The organism is Streptomyces sp. NPDC050508, from assembly GCF_040655155.1.
In the GTDB taxonomy this organism is placed as follows: domain Bacteria; phylum Actinomycetota; class Actinomycetes; order Streptomycetales; family Streptomycetaceae; genus Streptomyces.
Window position 1 is genome coordinate 23828 of sequence record NZ_JBFAJJ010000005.1, and the last position, 21297, is coordinate 45124.

The following is a 21297-nucleotide window of genomic DNA, read 5'->3' on the forward strand; positions in this document are numbered from 1 at the left end:
ACGGTTCGTCGCAGAGCGTGAACTAGGCTCTGGAATCACCCGATCCGGAGTCCCGGCGGGCTATGCACGTGCAGTGGGACGGGAGTGTGGCCCGTGACGGATCAGGCGGTGGACACAGGCGGCGTGAAGCTGTCCGAGAACACTTCTCCCGAGGGCCAATTCGTGGGCCGTGCAAGAGAGTTGAAGGAGCTCCGCGCCGACATCGAGCGCGCGGGCCTGGACACCATCGCCGGCCGCAAGGCCCCCCGCGCCCGCGTCCTGCTCATCGCGGGCAAGCCCGGCTCCGGCCGCAGCGCGCTCGCCGAGGAACTGGTCCGACAGGTCGCTGACCGTTACGACGCCGGTGTGTTCCGCGCCCGGCTGAGCGAGCCCGACGGCACCCCCGTCCCCACCGAGCGCACCGCCCGCGAACTCCTCACCGCCCTGGAGCTGCCGACCCCGGCCGGCGCCTCCGAGGACGATCTTTCGGACATCCTGCGCGCGGCCCTCACCGACCGGCGGGCGCTGCTCCTGCTCGACGACGCGGCCGACGCCGAGCAGGTCGACGCGCTGCTGCCGGACTCCCCGGACTGCCTCGTCGTCGCCGTCTCCGGCGGCCCGCTCACCGGCATCGCGGACGTCCGCCCCTGCACCCTGGGCGGCCTCGACACCAAGTCCGCGCTGGAACTCCTCACCCGCTACACCGGCGCGGTCCGCATCACCGTCGACCCGCTCGCCGCCGAGGGCCTGGTCGAGGTCTGCCGGGCCCAGCCCGCCGCGCTGACCCTGGCCGGCGGCTGGCTCGCCGCCCGACCGCAGGCGGCCGTGGCCGACCTCGCCAAGCACCTCCACGCCGAGAGCGACGAGGGCGCCCCGCTGAGCCGCGTCTTCCGGCTCGTCTACGGCTCGCTGCCCAGCCCCGCCGCCCGGATACTGCGACTGCTCTCCCTCGCCCCGGCCGGCCTGGTCGACCCGCAGACCGCCTCCGCGCTCGCCGGCTGCTCCGTCAACGGCGCCCGCGCCACCCTGGACGACTTCGTCACCGCGGGCCTGCTGCGGGCCCTTGACTCGCCGATCCCGCAGTACGAGGTCCCCGGCTGCCTCCAGCCCCTCCTGCACGCCCTCGCCGAGACCCAGGACCGCCCGGCCGAACTCCAGCTGGCCCGCGCCCGCATGCTGGAGCGGACCGTACGGCTGCTCCAGTCCTGCCGCGCCATCACCGAGACCGACAGCCCCCAGGCCCGCGAAAAACTCCTCGGCATGCCCAGCGCGCTGCGCTTCCCCAACCCCCGGGCCGCCGCCGACTGGCTGCGTCTCAGCCGGCCCGCCCTGCTGGCCTCCGCCCGCATCGCGGTCGCCGACGGCGAACTGGACACGCTGGCCCGCCGGTTGATGTCCCAGCTGGTGCGGGCGATGGTCGCCCACTTCGGCACCCAGGCCGCCGCCCCCGAGCTCTACGGCATCCACCGCCTCGTCCTCGACGTGGCCGAGCGGCGCAACCTGCCCCGCGAGAAGGCCGCCGCGCTGCTGAACCTCGCCGATCTGGACGCGCAGACCGGCCGTACGACCGAGGCGCTGGCCCGCTACCGGGCCGCGCTGGACGCCGGACGCGAGGCAAACGACCCGTATGCGACCGGCCGCGCGATGGAATCCGTAGGCTGCGCGCACCAGGAGCTCGGGGACCACGACCGGGCCGCCGACTGGTTCGGCCGCGCGCTCGCCCAGCGACAGGCCCGGGACGAGCGTGCGGACGCCGCCCGGCTCTACGGCAGGATCGGTGCCGCGCACACGTACGCGGGCCGCTACGGCGAGGCGCTCAGGAACTGGCGGGCCGCCGTCGCCGGGCACCGCAAGAACGGTGATGTGCCCGCCCAGGCACGGGCGTTGAGCGAGCTGGCACGGGTCCAGGAGTACGCGGGCCGCCCCGAGGAGTCGCTGCTCACCTGTCACGAGGCAGTCGAGTGGGCGCGCCGCGCGGAGGACGTACGGCTGCAGGCGGCGTTGCAGCTGAGGCTGGCCGACACCCTCGACCGGCTGGGCGACCCGACGTCCGCCGCGCTGCACCGCGGGACGGCCGAGCGGATGCTGGGCGAGGAGCTTCTGGAGGGCGATTCCAGCCCCGAATCCCCGGAATCCACCGCCGAACCCCTGGAACAAGACGCTAACGCCTGCGAAATCCGTAGTACATCCGCGGAAGATTGATGCATTGAAAGGCTAGACACCGAGAACACCTTCATTAGACTGGCTCTGCCGCACCTTCTCCTGCGGTCTCCCGGTGCGCTCACGCATGCCCGGGTATGAGATGTATTGCCCCACACCCTCTGAGCCAAGGACCGTGATCGACGTGAAGGTCGGCATCCCCCGCGAGGTCAAGAACAACGAGTTCCGGGTGGCCATCACCCCCGCCGGTGTGCACGAGCTGGTGCGCCACGGCCACCAGGTCTTCATCGAGCAGAACGCCGGTGTCGGCTCCTCGATCACGGACGACGAGTACGTCTCGGCCGGTGCGCAGATCCTGGCCACCGCCGACGAGGTCTGGGCCACCACCGACCTGCTGCTCAAGGTCAAGGAGCCCATCGCCGAGGAGTACCACCGCCTCCGCAAGGACCAGACGCTCTTCACCTACCTGCACCTGGCCGCCTCCAAGGAGTGCACCGACGCGCTCGTCGAGTCCGGCACCACGGCGATCGCCTACGAGACCGTCGAGCTGCCCGGCCGCGCCCTGCCGCTGCTCGCCCCGATGTCCGAGGTCGCGGGCCGGCTGGCCCCGCAGGTCGGCGCCTACCACCTGATGCGCTCGGTCGGCGGCCGAGGCGTGCTCCCCGGTGGCGTCCCCGGCACGCAGCCCGCGCGCGCCGTCGTCATCGGCGGCGGTGTCTCCGGCTGGAACGCCACGCAGATCGCCGTCGGCATGGGCTTCCACGTCACGCTGCTCGACCGCGACATCAACAAGCTCCGCGAGGCCGACAAGGTCTTCGGCACCAAGGTCCGGGCGATCATGTCCAACTCCTTCGAGCTGGAGAAGGCCGTCCTGGACGCCGACCTCGTCATCGGCGCGGTGCTCATCCCGGGTGCGAAGGCGCCGAAGCTGGTCACCAACGAACTCGTGTCGCGCATGAAGCCCGGAAGTGTTCTTGTCGACATCGCGATCGACCAGGGCGGCTGCTTCGAGGACTCGCGTCCGACGACCCACGCCGAGCCGACCTTCCCGGTCCACAACTCGGTCTTCTACTGCGTCGCCAACATGCCCGGCGCGGTGCCGAACACGTCGACCTACGCGCTCACCAACGCGACGCTCCCGTACATCGTGGAGCTCGCGAACCGCGGCTGGGCCGACGCGCTGCGACGTGATCCTGCTCTCGCCAAGGGTCTCAACACCCATGACGGCAAGGTGATTTACCGCGAGGTCGCCGAGGCGCACGGGCTGGAGCACGTCGAGCTGGAATCGCTGCTCGGCTGACTCTGTCGACTAAGTCACCGTTCGGCAAAAGGCGATACGTCAACACAGGTCGTCAACTCCGCGCACCCGGCCGGACCTTGCTCGACAGGTCCGGCCGGAAGTGTGTGTATGGTCACTTTGCGGCACTCGGTCAACTCGCGCCGAACGTAACCCTTGAACCGATTCGTGCACCGGTGAAACCTGCCGTGCGACTGCCGTACGCCCTTGACAGAGGGATGTTTCATTGCCGACACATCGGGCCGGGTCCGGCGGATTGTGTTGCTGCGAACACCCGACACGCCATAGAGTCGCCGAACGTCGGCATGGTGCCACGCTGACCTATCGAGAAATTCCCTGGTCACCAAGGAGGTAAGACGACTTGTGAATGAGTCGACATTTTCTCCCGGGGGTGGTCAACCAGGAATGCCTGCAAAGGGCCAGGAGCCCGCGGGGTTCGAGGCTGTCGGCTCCGTCGCGGTGCGTACCTTCGCAGCCCACCGGGGTCACCACAAGCCAGGGGCGACCCAGCCAGCACACCAGAGCATGGATGGCCATCACGTGAACGCCATGGCCGGCGACGGAAGGGGTGCGCCCCACAACCAGTTCGCCGACTTCGACGAACTGCCCGACGGGCACTTCTACGACCCCGACGCCGAGTACGAACCCGATCCCGAGTACGCGGCCACACTCGCGCCCGACGCCGCCCGCCAGCGCCGTGAGCGCGTGGGCCCGACCGGACGCCCGCTGCCCTACTTCCCGATCCCGGGTCCGCTGACCAGTCACGGCCCCGCGACGATCGTCGCGATGTGCAACCAGAAGGGCGGCGTCGGCAAGACGACGTCAACCATCAACCTGGGCGCCGCACTCGCGGAGTACGGCCGACGCGTACTGCTCGTCGACTTCGACCCGCAGGGCGCGCTGTCGGTCGGACTGGGCGTCAATCCCATGGAGTTGGACCTCACCGTCTACAACCTGCTCATGGAGCGGGGCATGTCGGCCGACGAGGTGCTCCTCAAGACAGCTGTCCCGAACATGGACTTGCTGCCCAGCAACATCGACTTGTCGGCCGCCGAAGTGCAGTTGGTGAGCGAGGTCGCGCGCGAGTCCACGCTGCAGCGGGCGTTGAAGCCGTTGATGGCCGACTACGACTACATCGTGATCGACTGTCAGCCTTCGCTCGGCCTGCTCACCGTGAACGCCCTGACGGCGGCTCACAAGGTGATCGTGCCGCTGGAGTGCGAGTTCTTCGCGCTGCGTGGTGTCGCACTGCTGACGGAGACCATCGAGAAGGTCCAGGAGCGCCTCAACCCGGAGTTGGAGCTCGACGGGATCCTCGCCACGATGTACGACTCCCGCACCGTGCACAGCCGTGAGGTGCTCGCGCGCGTGGTCGAGGCGTTCGACGATCACGTCTACCACACGGTCATCGGGCGCACGGTGCGCTTCCCGGAGACCACGGTCGCCGGTGAGCCGATCACCACGTACGCCTCCAACTCCGTCGGTGCCGCCGCCTATCGCCAGCTCGCCAGGGAGGTGCTCGCCCGGTGTCACGCCGAGTGAGTCTGCCGGGGGCCGACGAACTGTTCCGTACGACAGGGGGGATGGCGCTTCAGTCGTCCACCCCCAGGAGCCGGGCCAACGGCGAGGCCCGGGTACCGGCTCCGGCGGGGGAGAGCGATCCCGCCGCCGGGGAGGACGCCCCGCAGTCCGTACCCGCCCAGGGCGGTGACGGAGAGGGCGCCGAGCACGTGGCGGCGGACTCGGACGGCGGCGAGTCCCGCAGCCGGTCCGCGGACGGCTCCGGGCGACGTCAGGGGGCGCAGGAAGGTTCTGCCCAGCCTCGAAAGCAGCGTCAGGGGGCACAGGCCCAGCGCCGGCCCACCGGGCGCGAGCGGCACGACGAGAAGATCACCGTGTACGTGTCCGCCGAGGAACTCATCGACCTGGAGCACGCACGCCTGATGCTCCGGGGCGAGCACGGCCTCGCGGTCGACCGCGGGCGGATCGTGCGCGAGGCGGTCGCCGTCGTCCTGGCCGATCTGGAGTCCCGCGGGGACGCGAGCATTCTCGTCCGTCGGCTTCGCGGGCGGTAGCGGTAGCCTGCGGGGGCCATGACCTCGAACGACGCTCCCGCCGCCGGCGCACCCGCCGGCCGTCGGCGTGCGCTCGGGAAAGGGCCGGGTGCGGCGCCGGAGCCGGAGCCCGTCGTAGAAGAAGCGGTGGTGGAAGAAGCCGCGGAAGAACCCGATGACGGGGTCTTCAAGGTGCGGCTCGCCAACTTCGAGGGGCCGTTCGATCTCCTCCTCCAGCTGATCTCGAAGCACAAGCTGGATGTCACCGAGGTGGCGCTGTCCAAGGTCACCGACGAGTTCATGGTGTACATCAGGGCGATGGGCCCGGACTGGGACCTGGACGAGACGACCGAGTTCCTCGTCGTCGCGGCGACCCTGCTGGACCTGAAGGCGGCCCGGCTGCTGCCGGCCGCAGAGGTCGAGGACGAGGCCGATCTCGCGCTGCTGGAGGCGCGGGACCTGTTGTTCGCGCGGTTGTTGCAGTACCGGGCGTACAAGCAGATCGCCGACATCTTCAACCGGCGCCTCGACGAAGAAGCCCGGCGCTACCCCCGTACCGTCGGGCTCGAACCGCACCATGCCGAGCTGCTGCCCGAGGTCGTCATCCGGATCGGTCCTGAGGGCTTCGCCAAGCTCGCCGTGAAGGCGATGCAGCCCAGGCCCAAGCCGCAGGTGTACATCGACCACATCCACGCGCCGCTCGTCAGCGTGCAGGAGCAGGCCGGGATCGTCGTCGCGCGGCTGCGGGAACTCGGCGAGGCCAGCTTCAGCGTGCTCGTGGACGACACCGACGACACCCTGACCGTCGTAGCGCGGTTCCTGGCCCTTCTGGAGCTGTACCGGGAGAAGGCCGTCGCGCTGGACCAGGAGACCGCGCTCGGGGATCTGATCGTGCGCTGGACCGGTGGGGAGGGGGAGGGCGAGCCCGTGGTGACGGACGAGTTCGACCGGCCGCCCGAGCCGGTCAAGGACGAGCCCGCCAAGGAGGAGAAGGCGTGAGCGAGGAGAGCACGGGCGTAGCCGCGGGCGGGCCTGCCGTCGCGGATCTGGCCCTCAAGCCCGCCCTGGAGGCCGTCCTGATGGTCGTGGACGAGCCCGCGACCGTGGAACACCTCGCGAAAATACTCCAGCGGCCCAAACGGCGGATCGCGGACGCGTTGCGCGAGCTGGCCGACGAGTACACCGTCCAGGGGCGCGGTTTCGAGCTGCGGCTGATCGCGGGCGGGTGGCGTTTCTACTCGCGGCCGGAGTACGCGCCGGCCGTCGAGGGCTTCGTCCTGGACGGCCAGCAGGCCCGGCTCACGCAGGCGGCGCTGGAGACCCTGGCGGTCGTCGCGTACCGCCAGCCGGTCAGCCGCAGCAGGGTCTCGATGGTCCGCGGAGTCAACTGCGACGGTGTGATGCGCACCCTCTTGCAGCGGGGTCTGGTCGAGGAGGCGGGCACGGAACCCGAAACAGGTGCGATCCTGTACGTGACGACGAACTACTTTCTGGAGCGGATGGGCCTGCGAGGCCTGGACGAGCTCCCGGAGCTCGCGCCCTTCCTCCCTGAGGCTGAGGCGATCGAGGCGGAGACGCTGGAAGGGGTCCCGTCGTTCGATCCGGATGCACCGGATGCAGATGCAGACGAAACGACGACGACGGAACTTTGATGCGAAGCAGTGGCAGCAGTGGCAGCAGTGGCGGCGGCGGTAGGAGCGGCGGGCGCGGCAATCCCCGCGGGACCGGCGGGGGCGGTAATCCCCGGGGTTCCGGTGGGGGCGGCGGCGGCCGTGGCTCCGGCGCGGGCAACTCCCGGGGTGCCGGCGGGGGCGGCTCCCAGCCGAGGGGCGCGGGAGGCCGCGACGACAAGCCGAAGCGCGCCGGAAAGCCGCGTCCCGAGGAGCGGCGCTACGACGTAGGCCCCACGGGATCCCACGAAGGCCCCAAGTCAGGGCGGGGTGCCGCCGCGCGCGGTGGTGCCAAGGGCGGCCCCAAGCAGGGCCAGGGCACCGGACGCGGGCGCTGGGCGCCGGCGACCTCGCGTGAGTACGACGCGCGGGCCGAGGAGCGCAACCGGGAGCGGTACGCGGGCAAGAAGGACATCAAGCCGCCCAAGACCTTCCCGGGCGCCGAGCAGGAGGGCGAGCGGCTCCAGAAGGTCCTCGCACGCGCGGGCTACGGCTCCCGGCGCTCCTGCGAGGAACTGATCGAGCAGTCCCGCGTCGAGGTCAACGGCGAGATCGTGGTCGAGCAGGGGCTGCGCGTCGACCCGGAGCACGACGAGATCAAGGTCGACGGGCTGACGGTGGCGACGCAGTCGTACCAGTTCTTCTCGCTGAACAAGCCCGCCGGTGTCGTCGCGACGATGGAGGACCCCGAGGGCCGGCAGTGCCTCGGCGACTACGTCACCAACCGCGAGACGCGTCTTTTCCACGTCGGGCGGCTCGACACCGAGACCGAGGGTGTGATCCTGCTCACCAACCACGGCGAGCTGGCGCACCGGCTGACCCACCCGAAGTACGGCGTGAAGAAGACCTACCTCGCGCACATCGTGGGCCCGATCCCGCGCGATCTGGGCAAGCAGCTCAAGGACGGCATCCAGCTGGAGGACGGGTACGCGCGTGCGGACCACTTCCGTGTCGTCGAGCAGACCGGCAAGAACTACCTGGTCGAGGTGACCCTCCACGAGGGCCGCAAGCACATCGTGCGGCGCATGCTCGCGGAGGCCGGCTTCCCGGTCGACAAGCTGGTCCGTGTCTCCTTCGGTCCGATCACCCTGGGCGACCAGAAGTCGGGCTGGCTGCGACGGCTGTCGAACACCGAGGTCGGCATGCTGATGCAGGAAGTCGACCTCTAGGCCTGCCTGTTCATGGCCTGCTTGCGGCGGCCGGCTCCGGATTTCTCCGGGGCCGGCCGTTTCGTTTTCGTCGGGTGCGGGGGGTTGCGCCGGACTGCGGCCACTCTTTATGGTCGAAGTGACTATTAAGAGGGTGGGTGAGCGTGACCGCAGTACCGGGCTACGACAAGTACGCCTTCGAACCTTTCGCCGTCACCGCCGACCTCGCCGTCCTCACGATCCGCGCCGGCGCCCTGCACGTGCTGCTCGTCGAGCGCGGACAGGAGCCGTACGCCGGACACTGGGCGCTGCCCGGTGGCTTCGTGCACCCCGACGAGTCCGCGGAGACCGCCGCCCGGCGTGAACTCGCCGAGGAGACCGGCTTGTCGGACGTCTCCGGGCTGCACCTTGAGCAACTGCGCACCTACAGCGAACCCGACCGCGACCCCCGGATGCGGGTCGTCACCGTCGCCTTCGCCGCACTGCTGCCCGACCCGCCCGAGCCGCACGCGGGCAGCGACGCGGCGCAGGCCCGCTGGCTGCCGTACGACTCGCTCGGGCCGCTCGCCTTCGACCACGACCGGATTCTGGCCGACGCGCACGAACGGGTGGGCGCCAAGCTGGAGTACAGCTGCCTCGCCACCGCCTTCTGCGGGACGGAGTTCACGCTCGGGGAGCTGCATCAGGTCTACGAGACCGTGTGGGGCACCGCGCTCGACCGCCCCAACTTCCGCCGCAAGGTGCTCGCCACGCCGGGTTTCGTCGAACCGGTGCCCGGCGGCGCCAAGTTGACCGGCGGTCGCGGCAAACCGGCCGCGCTGTACCGCGCCGGGACCGCCACCACGCTGTACCCGCCCCTGCTCCGGCCGACCCGGGAAGGAACCCCCGTATGACCTCTACCTCGACCACCGTCCGCAAGCGCGCCGCCACCGGAGCCCTGGTGGGCCTCGCCCTCGGGGACGCGCTCGGCTTCCCGACCGAGTTCAACGACGTGCCCGGCATCCTCGCCAAATTCGGTCCCTGGCGGGAGATGGAACTGCCGAGGCCGGCGATCGTCACCGACGACACGCAGATGACACTGGCGTTGGGCCGCGGGCTGCGAACTGCCATGGACCGAGGGCTACTCGGTCCCCAGCGGATGGAACGGCCGGTGCGCGAGGAGTTCGTGGACTGGTACCAGTCACCGGAGAACAACCGTGCCCCCGGCCGGACCTGCCTCGTCGCCTGCAACCTGCTGAAGGAGCAGGACCGGCTCTGGCAGGACGCCAGCCAGATCGGGTCGAAGGGCTGCGGGGCCAACATGCGCGTCGCGCCGATCGGGCTCGTTCCCGGCCTGAGCGACGAACAGCGGTCCGGCGCGGCCCAGTTGCAGTCCGCGCTCACCCACGGACACCCGACCGCCCTCGCCGCCTCCGACCTCACCGCACACGCCGTACGACTGCTCGCGCAGGGCGCCGAGCCGACCGGGCTCATCGGGCTGCTGCGGTCGTACGCCTACGAGAACCGCACCCGCTACCACCACCGCTGGCTCGGCGACCTGTGGACGCGGAGCCAGGACCCCACACCCGAGCACTTCATCGCGCGCGGCTGGGACGAGTGCCTGGAGGTACTCGGCCGGCTTGAGGTCGCCGTACGGACCGTCTCCCCGGAGACCGACCCGTGCCTGGCCACCGGCGCGGGCTGGATCGCCGAAGAGGCCCTGGCGACCGGCCTGTTGTGCTTCCTCCTCTTCGTGGAGGAACCGGTGACCGCGTTGCGTCGTGCGGCCTGTACGTCCGGCGACTCGGACTCGATCGCGTGTCTCACGGGGGCGTTCGCGGGGGCGCATCTCGGTGCGGACGTCTGGCCGGGGGAGTGGGCGGAGCGGGTTGAATATCGGGGGGAGCTGTTGACGCTGGGGGCACTTTGGGATGCCTGACATGCTGCGGCCATGTCTGACATCTGTTGACGGTGTCATGCGGTGGGTGCATCATGGCAGACATGGGTGAGGTGAAGCGCAGGCGCATGCCGGTCCGGGAGCTGTCCCGGCACACCGCGGCTCTGTTGGACGCTGTGGCGGCGGGTGAGTCGATCGAGATCACTCGGGACGGGGTGCCGGTCGCCATACTGTCTCCGCTGGAGCCGGCCGAACGGGACATCCGTGCCGCGATCGCCATCGGCCTGCTCGACGCCTCGGTCCTGGACGAGGGTCACGGTGCTGAGGCTGCGGACGCGCTGGAGCGGCTGCGCGCGGTCAGACGGAACGCGTCGGGACGCGGCCCCACCGCGGAGCTGCTCGCCCAGCGCGAGGAGGAGACGCGGTGACGCTGCTCTACCTCGACGCATCGGCGATCGCCAAGCTGCTGCGGGCCGAGGCGGAGACGGCGGCGCTGGAGCAGTGGATCGGACAGTACGGCGGAATGCGTCGCGTCGTCACCTGCGACCTGGCGCAGACCGAGGTGCGACGGTTGCTGCACCGCCTGGGCGCGGACGAGGTCGAGCGCTCGGCGGCCGAAGCGCTGCTGAACTCCATTGCACGCGTTCGCCTCACGCCCGAACTGATGGCGGAGGCCGGGGACTTGGCGCCGAACACCTCGCTGCGCAGCCTCGACGCGATCCACACCGTGGCGGCCCTTAAGCTCGGTCACGGGGTCAGCTGGTTCGTGACGTACGACAAGCGTCAAGGCGAGGCAGCCGCCGACGCAGGGCTGCTGGTGGCGTCACCCCGCTAGGGCGTCGCTGGACGCGCGGCGCATCCGGAAGAGGAAGTCCTCCACGCGGCGGCGGTCCGGTTCTGTCGGGAGCGGGGTGCGGGTGGCGGCCTCGGCCGTCTCCGCTGCCAGGCGGGTCATCCAGGACTCGACCTCGGGCCACGGGACTTCGCCGCGTTTCACCGCGAGCAGCGGGTCGCGTTGGTCTCCTACGTCGATCGTCAGCGTGCCCGTGCGGAGCAGGTCGCGGGCGCTCGTCAGCAGGCGGAGCAGGTGCATCGCGTGCTTCCAACGGGGCGCTCCGTGGAGGCGGATGTCGGTCTCCAGCTTCTTGCGCTGGCCCAACGCGTAGCGCGTGAACGTCTCGTGGACCTGGCGGGAGAGGAACGCGTCGCGCAGGGCGAGGAGTTCGCGGCCCGTGTCGTCGATGTGCTCGACGAGGGGGGAGTGGAGGCACTCCAGGATGTTGGGGTTCGCGCGCAGGGCCAGTTCGCAGAAGCGCTCCAGCTCCCAGCTGAACTGCTCCTCCGCCGGGCCCTCGATGTGCGTCGGCGGCTTGTCGAAGCGCCAGAAGAGGGGAGTGGGGGCGAGGAACACGCCCCTGCGGTCCGTGTCGCTCGTGTCCGTCGCCAGGCCGAAGGCGCGTGAACCCATCACGCAGGCGTAGATCGTGTGGTCACGGACCAGGCTCTCGAACGGCATGCCGGGAGCGTACGTGGCATCTCACACCAGGCGGATCGAATTTCCCTCCACCTTGATCTGCTCCGCGGGCAGCGGCTTCGGTGCCGGGCCGCTCGCCACCGAGCCGTCCGCGATGCGGTACTTGCTGTGGTGGCACGGGCACTCGATGACGCCGTTCGAGACGGTTCCCACCGTGCAGCCCAGGTGGGTGCAGATCGCCGAGAAGGCCTTGAACTCGTCCTTCTTCGGCTGGGTCACCACGATCTTCTGGTCCTTGAAGATCGTGCCGCCGCCGACCGGGATCTCCGAGGTCTTCGCCAGTTCCTGGCCGCCGGTGGCCTTCACGGACGACGAGCCCGAGGAGTTGTTGCTGTTGCCGTACTTGCTGCATCCGGCGGCGAGCGCGCCGGCCGCACCCGTCGCGAGGACCGTGCGGCGCGTCGAGCTGTCGGTCATGTCGTCACTCCGAAGGTGCGGAAGAACCAGAGGGCGGATGTCAGCCAGATCAACGTGAGGGCGGTGAAGACCAGCCCGCCGACGAGCGGCAGCAGCCAGCCGGGCAGGCGCTCCGAGCGGAGCAGCAGCATCTTGGCACTGAAGGCGCCGAAGAAGGCGCACCCCAGGAGGGAATGCCACATCACGCGTGTCGAGTACGTCTGGTAGCCGAAAGCGTAGAGGCAGTGCACCGCGACCGGGACCGCCACCAGGAACGCGATCCGCCCCGACCAGCGGTGCAGCGTCGACGCCCAACTCGGGCCCGGCAGCTTGCCGTAGACCATGAAGGCCGAGACGACCTGGACGAGGGCGAAGAAGAACGCGGTCGTCGCGAGCCAGGTCTTCACCGCGCCCGTGCTGCTGAAACCGGCGAGGTTGAAGGCGGTGCCCGCCGGGTCGTGGACCTTGCCGTAGACGCCGAGTCCGACCGCTACGGCCGCGGCCACCAGGGCCGGGACCAGGTAGCGGGCGGGGCTGTCGCGGTGGCGTGCGGGCGGTCGCGGTGGGAAGGCCTGGGTGGCTGCGTTCGGGTCGGCGGTCATGATCGGCTCCCTGAGGCGGATGGTGGGTCAGGGGGTGACGGGCTGTGCCGTGAGCTGCTGTCCGTCGACCGTGACCGCGCCGGTCTCCGGGTCGATACGGGGTGCGGCGGTGGCCTTGCCGTCGCGGGTGACGATGCCGGTCTGGCGGCCGTTCGGCAGCACGATCCAGCCGCCGTCGATCTTGGCGCCGCGCACCTTGGCGGTCGCGCGCCACAGCCCGGACGGCTTGACGGCCTTGTCGGCGGTGAACGCGTACTTCCGGCCCTCGTCCTTGACCGTGCCGTGGATCTTCTTGCCCTGCTCGATCCTGCCGTCGAGTACGGCGCCGTTCGGGGCGGTGAGCTTCATGCTGCCGTCGTCGTTCACGGGACCCCTGAGCCAGGCCTCCTTGTAGCGGCCGTCGCAGAAGTAGGCGACCGCCTTGCCGTCACGGACGGACACGGCGACCGAGGCGGCGTCGTCGTCGGTGCGGCCGGCGTAGTTGGCGTTGGCGACGGTTGTCTTCGACGGTGTCGGGCTGAGTGTGGGTGTGGGTTTGGATTTGGATTTGGGTGTGGAGGACGGGGACGTCGACACGGAAGGTGATTTCTCCCGGTATGTGGACGATGCGGTCTTCGTCCCCGACGTCGCGTTGAGCGTCAGCATGAACAGGCCCAGCAACAGGCCCGCCAGAAGTGTGAGCAGTGGTCCAGGACGCTTCAATGTGGCCCTCCCCCGAGGCGTGCTTCCAGCCCATGAGAGCGGACTCGGGCCCGCGGGTAAAGAGGCATACCGGGATGATCTCACCCCAAGTAGCGGAACGGGATGATTCAGGTGACATTGGCAGGGTTCGAGGCCGGGCCCCGACCAGCGGCCGGCCCCTCCCGAAAGGTGCGACCCATGGCGGGCAACGATCTCGGCAGTCTGCTCGGTGGCCTTCTGGGCGGAGGGGGCCGGAGCGGTTCCGGCAGCGGCAACATCCTGGGCGCCCTGCTTTCGGCCCTCGGCGGCAGTCAGGGCAGTGGCAGCGGCGGGAGCGGAAACAATCCGTTGGGCGGGCTCCTGGAGATGCTCACCAAGTCAGGTCTGGCCGAGCAGAAGGACTCCTGGGTCGACACCGGGCAGAACCAGTCCGTCACCGGCGCCCAGATCCAGCAGGCCCTGCCCGACGAGACCCTGCAGAAGGTCGCCGAGCAGGCCGGCGTCACCCCGGAGCAGGCCGCGACCGACCTCGCGCAGACGCTGCCCCAGGTCGTCGACAGGCTCACCCCGGACGGGCAGCTGCCCCAGGCCGCCTCGCTGGAGGAACTGGTCCGGCAACAGTCCCTGTGACCGTCTCGGTGGGCGGGCGCCGCGCACCCCTGCCGGACGGGCTGACTAGGCTGGATGTACCAAGAGCCGTACATCAGCGAGGAGCAGAGCCGTGGCGGTACGAGCGGTCCGGGGCGCCGTCCAACTCGACAGGGACGAGGCCGGCCACATGGACGAGCAGGTAGGCGCGCTGCTCACCGCGGTCCTGGAGCGGAACGGCCTCACCGCCGACGACCTGATCAGCATCTGGTTCACGGCCACGCCCGACCTGCACAGCGACTTCCCGGCCGCCGCGGCCCGCAAGCTCGGCAGCGACTTCGCCGACGTACCGCTGATCTGCGCGCAGGAACTCGACATCGAGGGCGCGCTGCCCCGGGTCGTCCGCGTCCTCGCGCACATCGAATCCGACCGGCCCCGCGCCGACATCGCGCACGTCTACCTCGGTGCCGCGGCCGCCCTGCGCAAGGACATCGCCCAGTGAGGACCGCGCTCGTCATCGGCACCGGGCTCATCGGCACGTCCGCCGCCCTCGCCCTCGCCTCCCGAGGCGTCGTCGTCCACCTCACCGACCACGACCCCGAACAGGCCCGTACGGCCGCCGCGCTCGGCGCCGGTACCGAAGAGGCGCCGGACGGGCCCGTCGACCTCGCGATCATCGCCGCGCCGCCGGCACTGGTGGCCGGGGTGCTGGCCGACGCGATGCGGCGGGGTGTGGCCCGGGGTTACCTCGACGTGGCCAGCGTCAAGGGTGGTCCGCGGCGGGAGTTGGAGTCGCTGGGCCTCGACCCGTCGGTGATGTCCCGGTACATCGGCTCGCATCCCATGTCCGGGCGCGAGAAGTCGGGGCCGTTGGCGGCGACTGGTGATCTTTTCGAGGGGCGCCCGTGGGTGTTGACACCTACGCGTGACACCGACACCGAGGTGTTGAACCTCGCCCTGGAGCTGGTGTCGCACTGCCGTGCCGTGCCGGTTGTCATGGATGCCGATGCCCATGATCGGGCTGTGGCTCTTGTGTCACACATGCCGCATCTGGTGTCCAGCATGGTTGCCGCGCGGCTGGAGAACGCGGAAGAAGCTGCCGTACGGCTGTGCGGGCAGGGCATTCGGGATGTGACCCGGATCGCCGCGTCCGACCCCCGGATGTGGATCGACATCCTGTCCGCGAACCCCGGGCCGGTGGCCGACCTCCTCACCGATGTCGCCGGGGACCTGGAGGAGACGGTGCGGGCGTTGCGGGCGTTGCAGTCCGCCGACGACTCCAAGCGGCGGGAGGGTGTGGGCGGCATCGAGGACGTGCTGCGGCGGGGGAACGCGGGGCAGGTCCGCGTTCCCGGCAAGCACGGGTCCGCTCCGCGGGTTTACGAGGTTGTGGCTGTGCTGATCGACGACCAGCCGGGGCAACTGGCTCGGATCTTCGCGGATGCGGGGATGGCGGGGGTCAATATCGAGGATGTGCGGATCGAGCATGCGACGGGGCAGCAGGCGGGGCTTGTGCAGTTGATGGTGGAGCCGAAGTCTGTGCCGGTGTTGAGTGCGGCGCTGAGGGAGCGAGGGTGGGCGATCCGGCAGTAGGTGCCCGGCGTGGGGGCGGGCGTCCCTGGGGGCTCTGCCCCCAGCCCCCCGATCGGCCCTGAAGGGGCCTCGTCCTCAAACTCCCCCAGAGGGGGGACCCCCAACGGGCTGATTTTGCCGGCCCGCGTCGGAAAGGCGCCCGACCACCTGGATCATGCGCACCGGTGCCCAAGAAGAGCAGGGGCCGGACGAGTGACGTGAACCCAGTAACCTTGTCCGGGGCGCACTCGCACCCCCACCCCGCTCACCACCCCGCACCAGGAAGGTCTCCTCCCGTGGAAAACGGCGCCGCCCGGACCGCCCCGGCAGTGATTGTCGCCATCGACGGCCCCTCCGGCACGGGCAAGTCGAGCACGTCGAAGGCCGTGGCCGGGCAGCTCGGGCTGAGCTATCTGGACACCGGCGCCCAGTACCGGGCGATCACCTGGTGGATGGTGAACAACGGGATCGACATCACCGACCCCACCGCGATCGCCGACGTGGCGGGCAAGGCGGAGATCATCTCCGGTACGGACCCGGCGAACCCGACGATCAGTGTCGACGGCGTGGACGTGGCCGGCCCGATCCGCACCCAGGAGGTCACCTCCAAGGTCAGCGCGGTCAGCGCGGTGCCCGAGGTGCGGGCCCGGATCACCGAGCTGCAGCGGTCGCTGGCCGCCGACGCGGAGCGGGGGATCGTGGTGGAGGGGCGGGACATCGGCACGACCGTGCTGCCCGACGCCGACCTGAAGGTCTTCCTCACCGCCTCCCCGGAGGCGCGTGCCGCCCGCCGCAGCGGTGAGCTGAAGGGCGCCGACGTACAGGCCACCCGCGAGGCGCTGCTGAAGCGGGACGCGGCCGACTCCTCCCGGAAGACCTCGCCGCTCGCGAAGGCGGACGACGCGGTCGAGGTGGACACCTCCGACCTCACGCTCCAGCAGGTCATCGAGTGCGTCGTCACCCTCGTCGAGGAGAAGCGGGCCGCCAAGTGACCGCTCCATCGGAACGGGGCGCCGAGGTCGGGCGGCGCATCGGCGTCGGCCTGATGTACGGGCTGTGGAAACCGCGCGTCCTGGGCGCCTGGAAGGTCCCCGCGACCGGCCCGGTGGTCCTCGCCGTCAACCATTCGCACAACATCGACGGCCCGATGGTCATGGGTGTGGCGCCCCGGCCGACGCACTTCCTGATCAAGAAAGAGGCGTTCATCGGTCCGCTCGACCCCTTCCTGCTCGCCATCGGCCAGCTGAAGGTGGACCGGTCGGTCGCCGACCGCACGGCGATCACGCGGGCGCTGGACGTCCTGTCGGCCGGCGGAGTCCTCGGTATCTTTCCCGAGGGCAGCCGTGGCGAGGGCGACTTCGCCTCGCTGCGCGCGGGGCTCGCCTACTTCGCGGTCCGCAGCGGTGCCCCGATCGTGCCGGTGGCCGTGCTGGGCAGCTCGGAGAAGAGCGGACGGCTGATAAAGGCGCTGCCCCCGCTGCGCTCCCGCGTCGACGTCGTCTTCGGCGACCCGTTCGAAGCGGGCGACGGCTCCGGCCGCCGTACGCGCAGGGCACTGGACGAGGCGACCGAGCGGATCCGGAAGCAGCTGGCCGCCCATCTGGACAGCGCCAGGCGCCTTACCGGGCGCTAAGAGACACTTGAGTAGTGGATCACCCGAAATCCGGGGGCTTCACCGATCACCACGATGAACGAGGTACCGACTTCATGAACGACCAGATCCAGCCCGACGGCTCCGGCGAGGAGCACGAGCACGGGGCGCTCGGCGACGCCGAGTACGCGGAGTTCATGGAGCTCGCCGCCGTAGAGGGCTTCGACATCGAGGACGTCGAGGGGGCCATCGAGGCGGCCGGTCACGGGCCGCTGCCCGTCCTCGCCGTCGTCGGCCGGCCGAACGTCGGCAAGTCGACTCTCGTCAACCGCATCATCGGGCGGCGTGAAGCCGTCGTGGAGGACAAGCCCGGCGTCACGCGTGACCGTGTGACGTATGAGGCCGAGTGGGCCGGGCGTCGGTTCAAGGTCGTCGACACCGGGGGCTGGGAGCAGGACGTCCTCGGCATCGACGCCTCCGTGGCCGCCCAGGCCGAGTACGCGATCGAGGCCGCCGACGCGGTCGTCTTCGTCGTCGACGCCAAGGTCGGCGCCACCGACACCGACGAGGCGGTCGTACGGCTGCTGCGCAAGGCCGGCAAGCCCGTCGTGCTGGCGGCCAACAAGGTCGACGGTCTGAGCGGCGAGTCCGACGCCTCCTATCTGTGGTCCCTGGGGCTCGGCGAGCCGCACCCCGTCTCCGCGCTGCACGGCCGTGGCACCGGCGACATGCTGGACGCCGTCCTGGAGGCCCTTCCGGAGGCGCCCGAGCAGACCTTCGGCATCGCGACCGGCGGCCCCCGCCGCATCGCCCTGATCGGCCGCCCGAACGTCGGCAAGTCCTCGCTGCTGAACAAGGTGGCGGGTGAGGAGCGCGTTGTCGTCAACGAGATCGCGGGCACCACCCGTGACCCGGTCGACGAGCTCATCGAACTCGGCGGCGTCACCTGGAAGTTCGTCGACACCGCCGGTATCCGCAAGCGCGTCCACCTCCAGCAGGGCGCCGACTACTACGCCTCGCTGCGCACCGCCGCCGCCGTGGAGAAGGCGGAGGTCGCGGTCATCCTGATCGACGCCTCCGAGTCCATCTCGGTGCAGGACCAGCGCATCGTCACCATGGCCGTCGAGGCGGGCCGCGCCATCGTCCTCGCCTTCAACAAGTGGGACACCCTCGACGAGGAGCGCCGCTACTACCTGGAGCGCGAGATCGAGACCGAGCTCGCCCAGGTCGCGTGGGCGCCCCGGGTGAACGTGTCGGCGCGCACCGGCCGGCACATGGAGAAGCTGGTCCCGGGCATCGAGACCGCGCTCGCCGGCTGGGAGACGCGTGTCCCGACGGGCCGACTGAACGCGTTCCTCGGTGAGTTGGTCGCCGCCCACCCGCACCCGATCCGCGGCGGCAAGCAGCCCCGCATCCTCTTCGGCACCCAGGCCGGCACCAAGCCCCCGCGCTTTGTGCTCTTCGCCTCCGGCTTCATCGAGGCGGGCTACCGCCGCTTCATCGAGCGCCGCCTGCGCGAGGAGTTCGCCTTCGAGGGCACCCCGATCCACATCTCGGTCCGGGTGCGCGAGAAGCGCGGCAAGAAGAAGTAGCCGTAGCCATAAGGCTGTTCCAACGGCTGTTCTACGACGAAGAGGGCGGCCCCCGTCTCCACGGGGGCCGCCCTCTTCGTGTGCGTGCCGCGTCAGATGCCTCGGCGTGGGCCGGGTGGCAGGGCCGCCGGGATGTGGTGCATCCCGGTGTAGCCGTGCTGTTGCTGCTGCCCGGCGTGGCCGAGCTGCCCGACGCGCTGCCACTGTGACTGCTGCCGGGCGCTGTAGGCCCCCGCGCTGTACGCGCTGTACGAACCCCCACCCAATGAGCCGCCGCCGAACGAGCCCGTGCTGTGCGGGCTGTGCCCGAAGGCGGTGAAGCCCAGCTCCTCCTCGCCGCTGCGGTCACCCGGCAGCGAGCGGAAGGTCTTGACCCACTCCGAGTAGAGACGGTCGTAGATCGGCGTGGCCGATGGGCCGCCGGTGCTGTCCCGGTCCGATCGCGAGGACGGGATCGACTGGTAGGGCCGGCTGCGGGGAACGTCGTATGCGTGCACGTATGTCCAAACGACGCGTGAACTGAAGGGATGCGGCTCAGGTGCCCGCGAGCGGCAGTGCGGAGCCGACCAGCTTGCCGTTCGCCGCGGCCTTGTCGAGCGCGCTGCGCAGCAGGTCCTCGCGGGGCTGGCGGCCGATCGAGCCCACCGGTGCCGCGAACATCAGCACCTGCTGGTGCTTGTTGGCGGCGGCCCGCCAGCTGTCGGTGACCTGGAGCGCCTGGTGCGCCTGCCACCAGGCCACCGGGGAACCGCCGTTGCTGCTCGGCTGCAGCACCGCGTGCAGCTGGCCCGCGGCGAGCAGCACCGACCAGCCGTGCAGCACGGGCGGCACGGTGGTGATCTCGCTGAGCGGCATGAAGCCCTGCTCGATCAGCAGCGGCAGGAAGTCGTCGCCGACGCCGGTCGAGCCGGGCCGCACGATGGGCGCGGTCGGCTCGACGACGAGGGCGGGGTGCAACTCCCCGGCGATCAGGACGAGTCCGCTGGTCACGCCGAGCACGGCCTGCTCGGGTACGGACCTCTCCGGCTCGCCGGCCGGGGCGTGCGCGTTGCCGCTGATGGAGCGGACCGCGCCCTGCAGTTGCTCCTCGGTGACCTGGACGATCTGGGAGGGCAGGCAGGTGGCGTGGGCGAAGGCGAGGACGGCGGTCTCGTCGCCGATGAACAGGACGGTGCTGGTGCGCTCCTGTTCGGAGTCGCCCTGGGTGCGGCAGGACGTGCAGTCGTAACTGCCCGGGGCGTTGTCTCCGGCGAGCAGCCGGTCGGCTTCTTCGTCGCCGATCTCGGCGCGTACGTCGTCGCTGACGTCGAGCATGCGCGGCACGGGTGGCTCCCTCGGAATGCGGTGCCCGGTGGGTCCCGGGCTCATGAAGAAGACAACGGAGGATCTGTGGCGGGAGTCACGCTCCAGGGCGAACCGAATCGAACCGACCGAAGCGGACGGTCACGGGTGGTACGGAATCGGACACTCCCTGTCAACTCTGTGAAAGGTCAAGGGAGTTGGTCGCGTGAGCCGGGTCACAGTGCGTGTCGGCAACTGGTCGAAAAATCGTGAAATCAGCGAATGTAGTGGGTGGCCGAAAAGTGCTGATACCCGCGGTAACAGTGAACTGGCCTGCGGCGAAGGGCAGTTGGTCGACACCGGCTCTCCGACCTCCGTACATTCCTCCGCCGTGTGCACAGAGCACCGCTCGGGTACGTCCGCCGACCGAACGAGCCAGCAAGCAGCACGACTTCCGGCGGACGGGGAGGAGCGCGAGGACCGCGTCGATACGCGGGAGCCGCGCACCGCCTTGGGGGACCCCGGGTTGTTGGAGAGGGAACTACATGTCCGAATGTGCCGATACCACTCGCGAGAACGCACCCAAGACCCACAAGGGTCAAGCGCGTACGACGGCGGTCCTCGCCGGGGCGGCCCTGCTCGCCCCGCTCGGACTGCTGGCCGCAAGCGGCAACGCCGCGGCGGCCGACAGTGGAGTGTGGGACCGCATCGCCCAGTGCGAGAGCGGCGGCAACTGGCACATCAACACCGGTAACGGCTACTACGGAGGACTCCAGTTCTCCGCCGGAACCTGGCGCGCCTACGGTGGTTCGGCCTACGCGGCCACCGCCGACCAGGCCTCCCGGTCCGCGCAGATCGCCGTGGCCACCAAGGTCCAGCACGCCCAGGGATGGGGTGCCTGGCCGGTCTGTTCGGCACGGGCCGGAGCGAACGGCAGCGCACCCGCGGCCTCCTCCGGCACGGTCACCGAGAAGTCCACGAAGACGACCAAGAAGTCGACCACCGAGTCGACGAAGAAGCAGTCGACCAAGAAGGCGACCCCGTCGAAGCCCGCGAAGACGCCGGCTCGCGGGACGAACAACGCCTCGCGCGGCACGTCCCGCGGCGACTACACCGTCCGCGAGGGCGACACCCTCAGCGGCATCGCGGCCGAACACGGGACCACCTGGCGGAAGATCTACGCCGCCAACAAGGCCGTCATCGGCACCGACCCCGATCTGATCGTCCCCGGGCAGCAGCTCGACCTCTGAGCCGAGCCGCTCCCGAGCCGCCCCCG

24 protein-coding genes are annotated in these 21297 nt (G+C 70.2%); 18 read left to right on the top strand and 6 right to left on the bottom strand.

Annotated elements, in window-relative coordinates; translation table 11 throughout:
* Nucleotides 1-93: 93 nt before the first annotated feature.
* The 11 genes from AB0I69_RS15615 (at nucleotide 94) to AB0I69_RS15665 (ending at nucleotide 11019) form a co-directional block, all read left to right on the top strand.
* Entirely contained in the window at nucleotides 94-2181 is a 2088-nt protein-coding gene (locus tag AB0I69_RS15615; protein ID WP_363096179.1) for a tetratricopeptide repeat protein, read from the top strand.
* A 142-nt stretch (nucleotides 2182-2323) separates the two neighbouring features.
* A complete protein-coding gene (ald, locus tag AB0I69_RS15620) occupies nucleotides 2324-3439 on the top strand; it encodes an alanine dehydrogenase (protein WP_363096647.1) in 1116 nt (371 codons plus the stop codon).
* Between the two features lie 402 nt (nucleotides 3440-3841).
* Nucleotides 3842-4978 (top strand): ParA family protein, encoded by a 1137-nt coding sequence (locus AB0I69_RS15625; RefSeq protein ID WP_363096180.1) that lies wholly within the window; start codon nucleotides 3842-3844, stop codon nucleotides 4976-4978.
* The gene (locus tag AB0I69_RS15630; protein WP_363096181.1) at nucleotides 4963-5511 is read left to right on the top strand and encodes a hypothetical protein; all 549 of its coding nucleotides are present in this window, start codon (nucleotides 4963-4965) and stop codon (nucleotides 5509-5511) included. Before AB0I69_RS15625 ends, AB0I69_RS15630 begins: the two co-directional genes overlap by 16 nt.
* Nucleotides 5512-5529: 18 nt before the next feature.
* A complete protein-coding gene (locus AB0I69_RS15635; protein WP_363096182.1) occupies nucleotides 5530-6489 on the top strand; it encodes a segregation/condensation protein A in 960 nt (319 codons plus the stop codon).
* Nucleotides 6486-7142, top strand: coding sequence for an SMC-Scp complex subunit ScpB (scpB, locus tag AB0I69_RS15640; protein WP_363096183.1), 657 nt, complete (start codon nucleotides 6486-6488; stop codon nucleotides 7140-7142). Before AB0I69_RS15635 ends, scpB begins: the two co-directional genes overlap by 4 nt.
* The gene (locus tag AB0I69_RS15645; RefSeq protein ID WP_363096184.1) at nucleotides 7142-8329 is read left to right on the top strand and encodes a pseudouridine synthase; all 1188 of its coding nucleotides are present in this window, start codon (nucleotides 7142-7144) and stop codon (nucleotides 8327-8329) included. Before scpB ends, AB0I69_RS15645 begins: the two co-directional genes overlap by 1 nt.
* A 143-nt stretch (nucleotides 8330-8472) precedes the next feature.
* Complete coding sequence (locus AB0I69_RS15650; protein WP_363096185.1) at nucleotides 8473-9201, top strand: NUDIX domain-containing protein; 729 nt, start codon at nucleotides 8473-8475, stop codon at nucleotides 9199-9201.
* Complete coding sequence (locus AB0I69_RS15655) at nucleotides 9198-10226, top strand: ADP-ribosylglycohydrolase family protein (protein ID WP_363096186.1); 1029 nt, start codon at nucleotides 9198-9200, stop codon at nucleotides 10224-10226. Before AB0I69_RS15650 ends, AB0I69_RS15655 begins: the two co-directional genes overlap by 4 nt.
* A 62-nt stretch (nucleotides 10227-10288) precedes the next feature.
* Nucleotides 10289-10612 (top strand): type II toxin-antitoxin system prevent-host-death family antitoxin, encoded by a 324-nt coding sequence (locus AB0I69_RS15660; protein ID WP_363096187.1) that lies wholly within the window; start codon nucleotides 10289-10291, stop codon nucleotides 10610-10612.
* On the top strand, nucleotides 10609-11019 hold the full coding sequence (locus AB0I69_RS15665) for a type II toxin-antitoxin system VapC family toxin (RefSeq protein WP_363096188.1): 411 nt from the start codon (nucleotides 10609-10611) through the stop codon (nucleotides 11017-11019). The genes AB0I69_RS15660 and AB0I69_RS15665 overlap by 4 nt, the downstream gene beginning before the upstream one ends.
* On the opposite strand, the gene AB0I69_RS15670 is transcribed toward AB0I69_RS15665, so the two are convergent.
* The 4 genes from AB0I69_RS15670 to AB0I69_RS15685 are packed head-to-tail and all read right to left on the bottom strand — an operon-like array spanning nucleotide 11008 to nucleotide 13418.
* Nucleotides 11008-11700: a nucleotidyltransferase domain-containing protein gene (locus tag AB0I69_RS15670; protein ID WP_363096189.1), complete on the bottom strand. Its 693-nt coding sequence runs from the start codon at nucleotides 11698-11700 to the stop codon at nucleotides 11008-11010. The two genes, AB0I69_RS15665 and AB0I69_RS15670, sit on opposite strands and share 12 nt — an antisense overlap.
* A gap of 21 nt (nucleotides 11701-11721) precedes the next feature.
* Nucleotides 11722-12135, bottom strand: a complete 414-nt coding sequence (locus AB0I69_RS15675; protein WP_363096190.1) for a Rieske (2Fe-2S) protein — start codon at nucleotides 12133-12135, stop codon at nucleotides 11722-11724.
* The gene (locus AB0I69_RS15680; RefSeq protein ID WP_363096191.1) at nucleotides 12132-12716 is read right to left on the bottom strand and encodes a DUF6529 family protein; all 585 of its coding nucleotides are present in this window, start codon (nucleotides 12714-12716) and stop codon (nucleotides 12132-12134) included. The genes AB0I69_RS15675 and AB0I69_RS15680 overlap by 4 nt, the downstream gene beginning before the upstream one ends.
* Nucleotides 12717-12743: 27 nt before the next feature.
* Nucleotides 12744-13418 (bottom strand): hypothetical protein, encoded by a 675-nt coding sequence (locus AB0I69_RS15685; RefSeq protein WP_363096192.1) that lies wholly within the window; start codon nucleotides 13416-13418, stop codon nucleotides 12744-12746.
* Between the two features lie 177 nt (nucleotides 13419-13595).
* Between AB0I69_RS15685 and AB0I69_RS15690 the strand changes: the two genes are divergently transcribed.
* The 6 genes from AB0I69_RS15690 (at nucleotide 13596) to der (ending at nucleotide 18740) form a co-directional block, all read left to right on the top strand.
* Complete coding sequence (locus tag AB0I69_RS15690) at nucleotides 13596-14027, top strand: YidB family protein (protein WP_363096193.1); 432 nt, start codon at nucleotides 13596-13598, stop codon at nucleotides 14025-14027.
* A gap of 91 nt (nucleotides 14028-14118) precedes the next feature.
* The gene (gene aroH / locus AB0I69_RS15695; protein ID WP_363096194.1) at nucleotides 14119-14487 is read left to right on the top strand and encodes a chorismate mutase; all 369 of its coding nucleotides are present in this window, start codon (nucleotides 14119-14121) and stop codon (nucleotides 14485-14487) included.
* The gene (locus AB0I69_RS15700) at nucleotides 14484-15578 is read left to right on the top strand and encodes a prephenate dehydrogenase (RefSeq protein ID WP_363096195.1); all 1095 of its coding nucleotides are present in this window, start codon (nucleotides 14484-14486) and stop codon (nucleotides 15576-15578) included. Before aroH ends, AB0I69_RS15700 begins: the two co-directional genes overlap by 4 nt.
* Nucleotides 15579-15853: 275 nt before the next feature.
* A complete protein-coding gene (gene cmk, locus AB0I69_RS15705; RefSeq protein ID WP_363096196.1) occupies nucleotides 15854-16549 on the top strand; it encodes a (d)CMP kinase in 696 nt (231 codons plus the stop codon).
* A gap of 53 nt (nucleotides 16550-16602) precedes the next feature.
* Complete coding sequence (locus AB0I69_RS15710; protein ID WP_363096648.1) at nucleotides 16603-17190, top strand: lysophospholipid acyltransferase family protein; 588 nt, start codon at nucleotides 16603-16605, stop codon at nucleotides 17188-17190.
* A 74-nt stretch (nucleotides 17191-17264) separates the two neighbouring features.
* On the top strand, nucleotides 17265-18740 hold the full coding sequence (gene der / locus AB0I69_RS15715; protein ID WP_363096197.1) for a ribosome biogenesis GTPase Der: 1476 nt from the start codon (nucleotides 17265-17267) through the stop codon (nucleotides 18738-18740).
* Between the two features lie 92 nt (nucleotides 18741-18832).
* Here der and AB0I69_RS15720 read toward each other — a convergent pair whose 3' ends face one another.
* Together AB0I69_RS15720 and AB0I69_RS15725 are read right to left on the bottom strand one after the other, a co-directional pair.
* Nucleotides 18833-19237, bottom strand: coding sequence for a hypothetical protein (locus AB0I69_RS15720; protein ID WP_363096198.1), 405 nt, complete (start codon nucleotides 19235-19237; stop codon nucleotides 18833-18835).
* Nucleotides 19238-19274: 37 nt separating this feature from the next.
* Nucleotides 19275-20063, bottom strand: a complete 789-nt coding sequence (locus AB0I69_RS15725) for a hypothetical protein (RefSeq protein WP_363096199.1) — start codon at nucleotides 20061-20063, stop codon at nucleotides 19275-19277.
* A gap of 503 nt (nucleotides 20064-20566) precedes the next feature.
* Between AB0I69_RS15725 and AB0I69_RS15730 the strand changes: the two genes are divergently transcribed.
* On the top strand, nucleotides 20567-21271 hold the full coding sequence (locus tag AB0I69_RS15730; protein ID WP_363096200.1) for a transglycosylase family protein: 705 nt from the start codon (nucleotides 20567-20569) through the stop codon (nucleotides 21269-21271).
* Nucleotides 21272-21297 lie beyond the last annotated feature (26 nt).

What these genes read in the sequence shown, in the direction of transcription:
- AB0I69_RS15690 (WP_363096193.1), top strand. Translation starts at nt 13,596, where the DNA reads ATGGCGGGCAACGATCTCGGCAGTCTGCTCGGTGGCCTTCTGGGCGGA.
- AB0I69_RS15680 (WP_363096191.1), bottom strand. Translation starts at nt 12,716, where the DNA reads ATGACCGCCGACCCGAACGCAGCCACCCAGGCCTTCCCACCGCGACCG.
- AB0I69_RS15670 (WP_363096189.1), bottom strand. Translation starts at nt 11,700, where the DNA reads ATGCCGTTCGAGAGCCTGGTCCGTGACCACACGATCTACGCCTGCGTG.
- AB0I69_RS15635 (WP_363096182.1), top strand. Translation starts at nt 5,530, where the DNA reads ATGACCTCGAACGACGCTCCCGCCGCCGGCGCACCCGCCGGCCGTCGG.
- AB0I69_RS15710 (WP_363096648.1), top strand. Translation starts at nt 16,603, where the DNA reads ATGTACGGGCTGTGGAAACCGCGCGTCCTGGGCGCCTGGAAGGTCCCC.
- AB0I69_RS15730 (WP_363096200.1), top strand. Translation starts at nt 20,567, where the DNA reads ATGTCCGAATGTGCCGATACCACTCGCGAGAACGCACCCAAGACCCAC.
- AB0I69_RS15655 (WP_363096186.1), top strand. Translation starts at nt 9,198, where the DNA reads ATGACCTCTACCTCGACCACCGTCCGCAAGCGCGCCGCCACCGGAGCC.
- AB0I69_RS15645 (WP_363096184.1), top strand. Translation starts at nt 7,142, where the DNA reads ATGCGAAGCAGTGGCAGCAGTGGCAGCAGTGGCGGCGGCGGTAGGAGC.
- AB0I69_RS15675 (WP_363096190.1), bottom strand. Translation starts at nt 12,135, where the DNA reads ATGACCGACAGCTCGACGCGCCGCACGGTCCTCGCGACGGGTGCGGCC.
- AB0I69_RS15660 (WP_363096187.1), top strand. Translation starts at nt 10,289, where the DNA reads ATGGGTGAGGTGAAGCGCAGGCGCATGCCGGTCCGGGAGCTGTCCCGG.
- der (WP_363096197.1), top strand. Translation starts at nt 17,265, where the DNA reads ATGAACGACCAGATCCAGCCCGACGGCTCCGGCGAGGAGCACGAGCAC.
- AB0I69_RS15625 (WP_363096180.1), top strand. Translation starts at nt 3,842, where the DNA reads ATGCCTGCAAAGGGCCAGGAGCCCGCGGGGTTCGAGGCTGTCGGCTCC.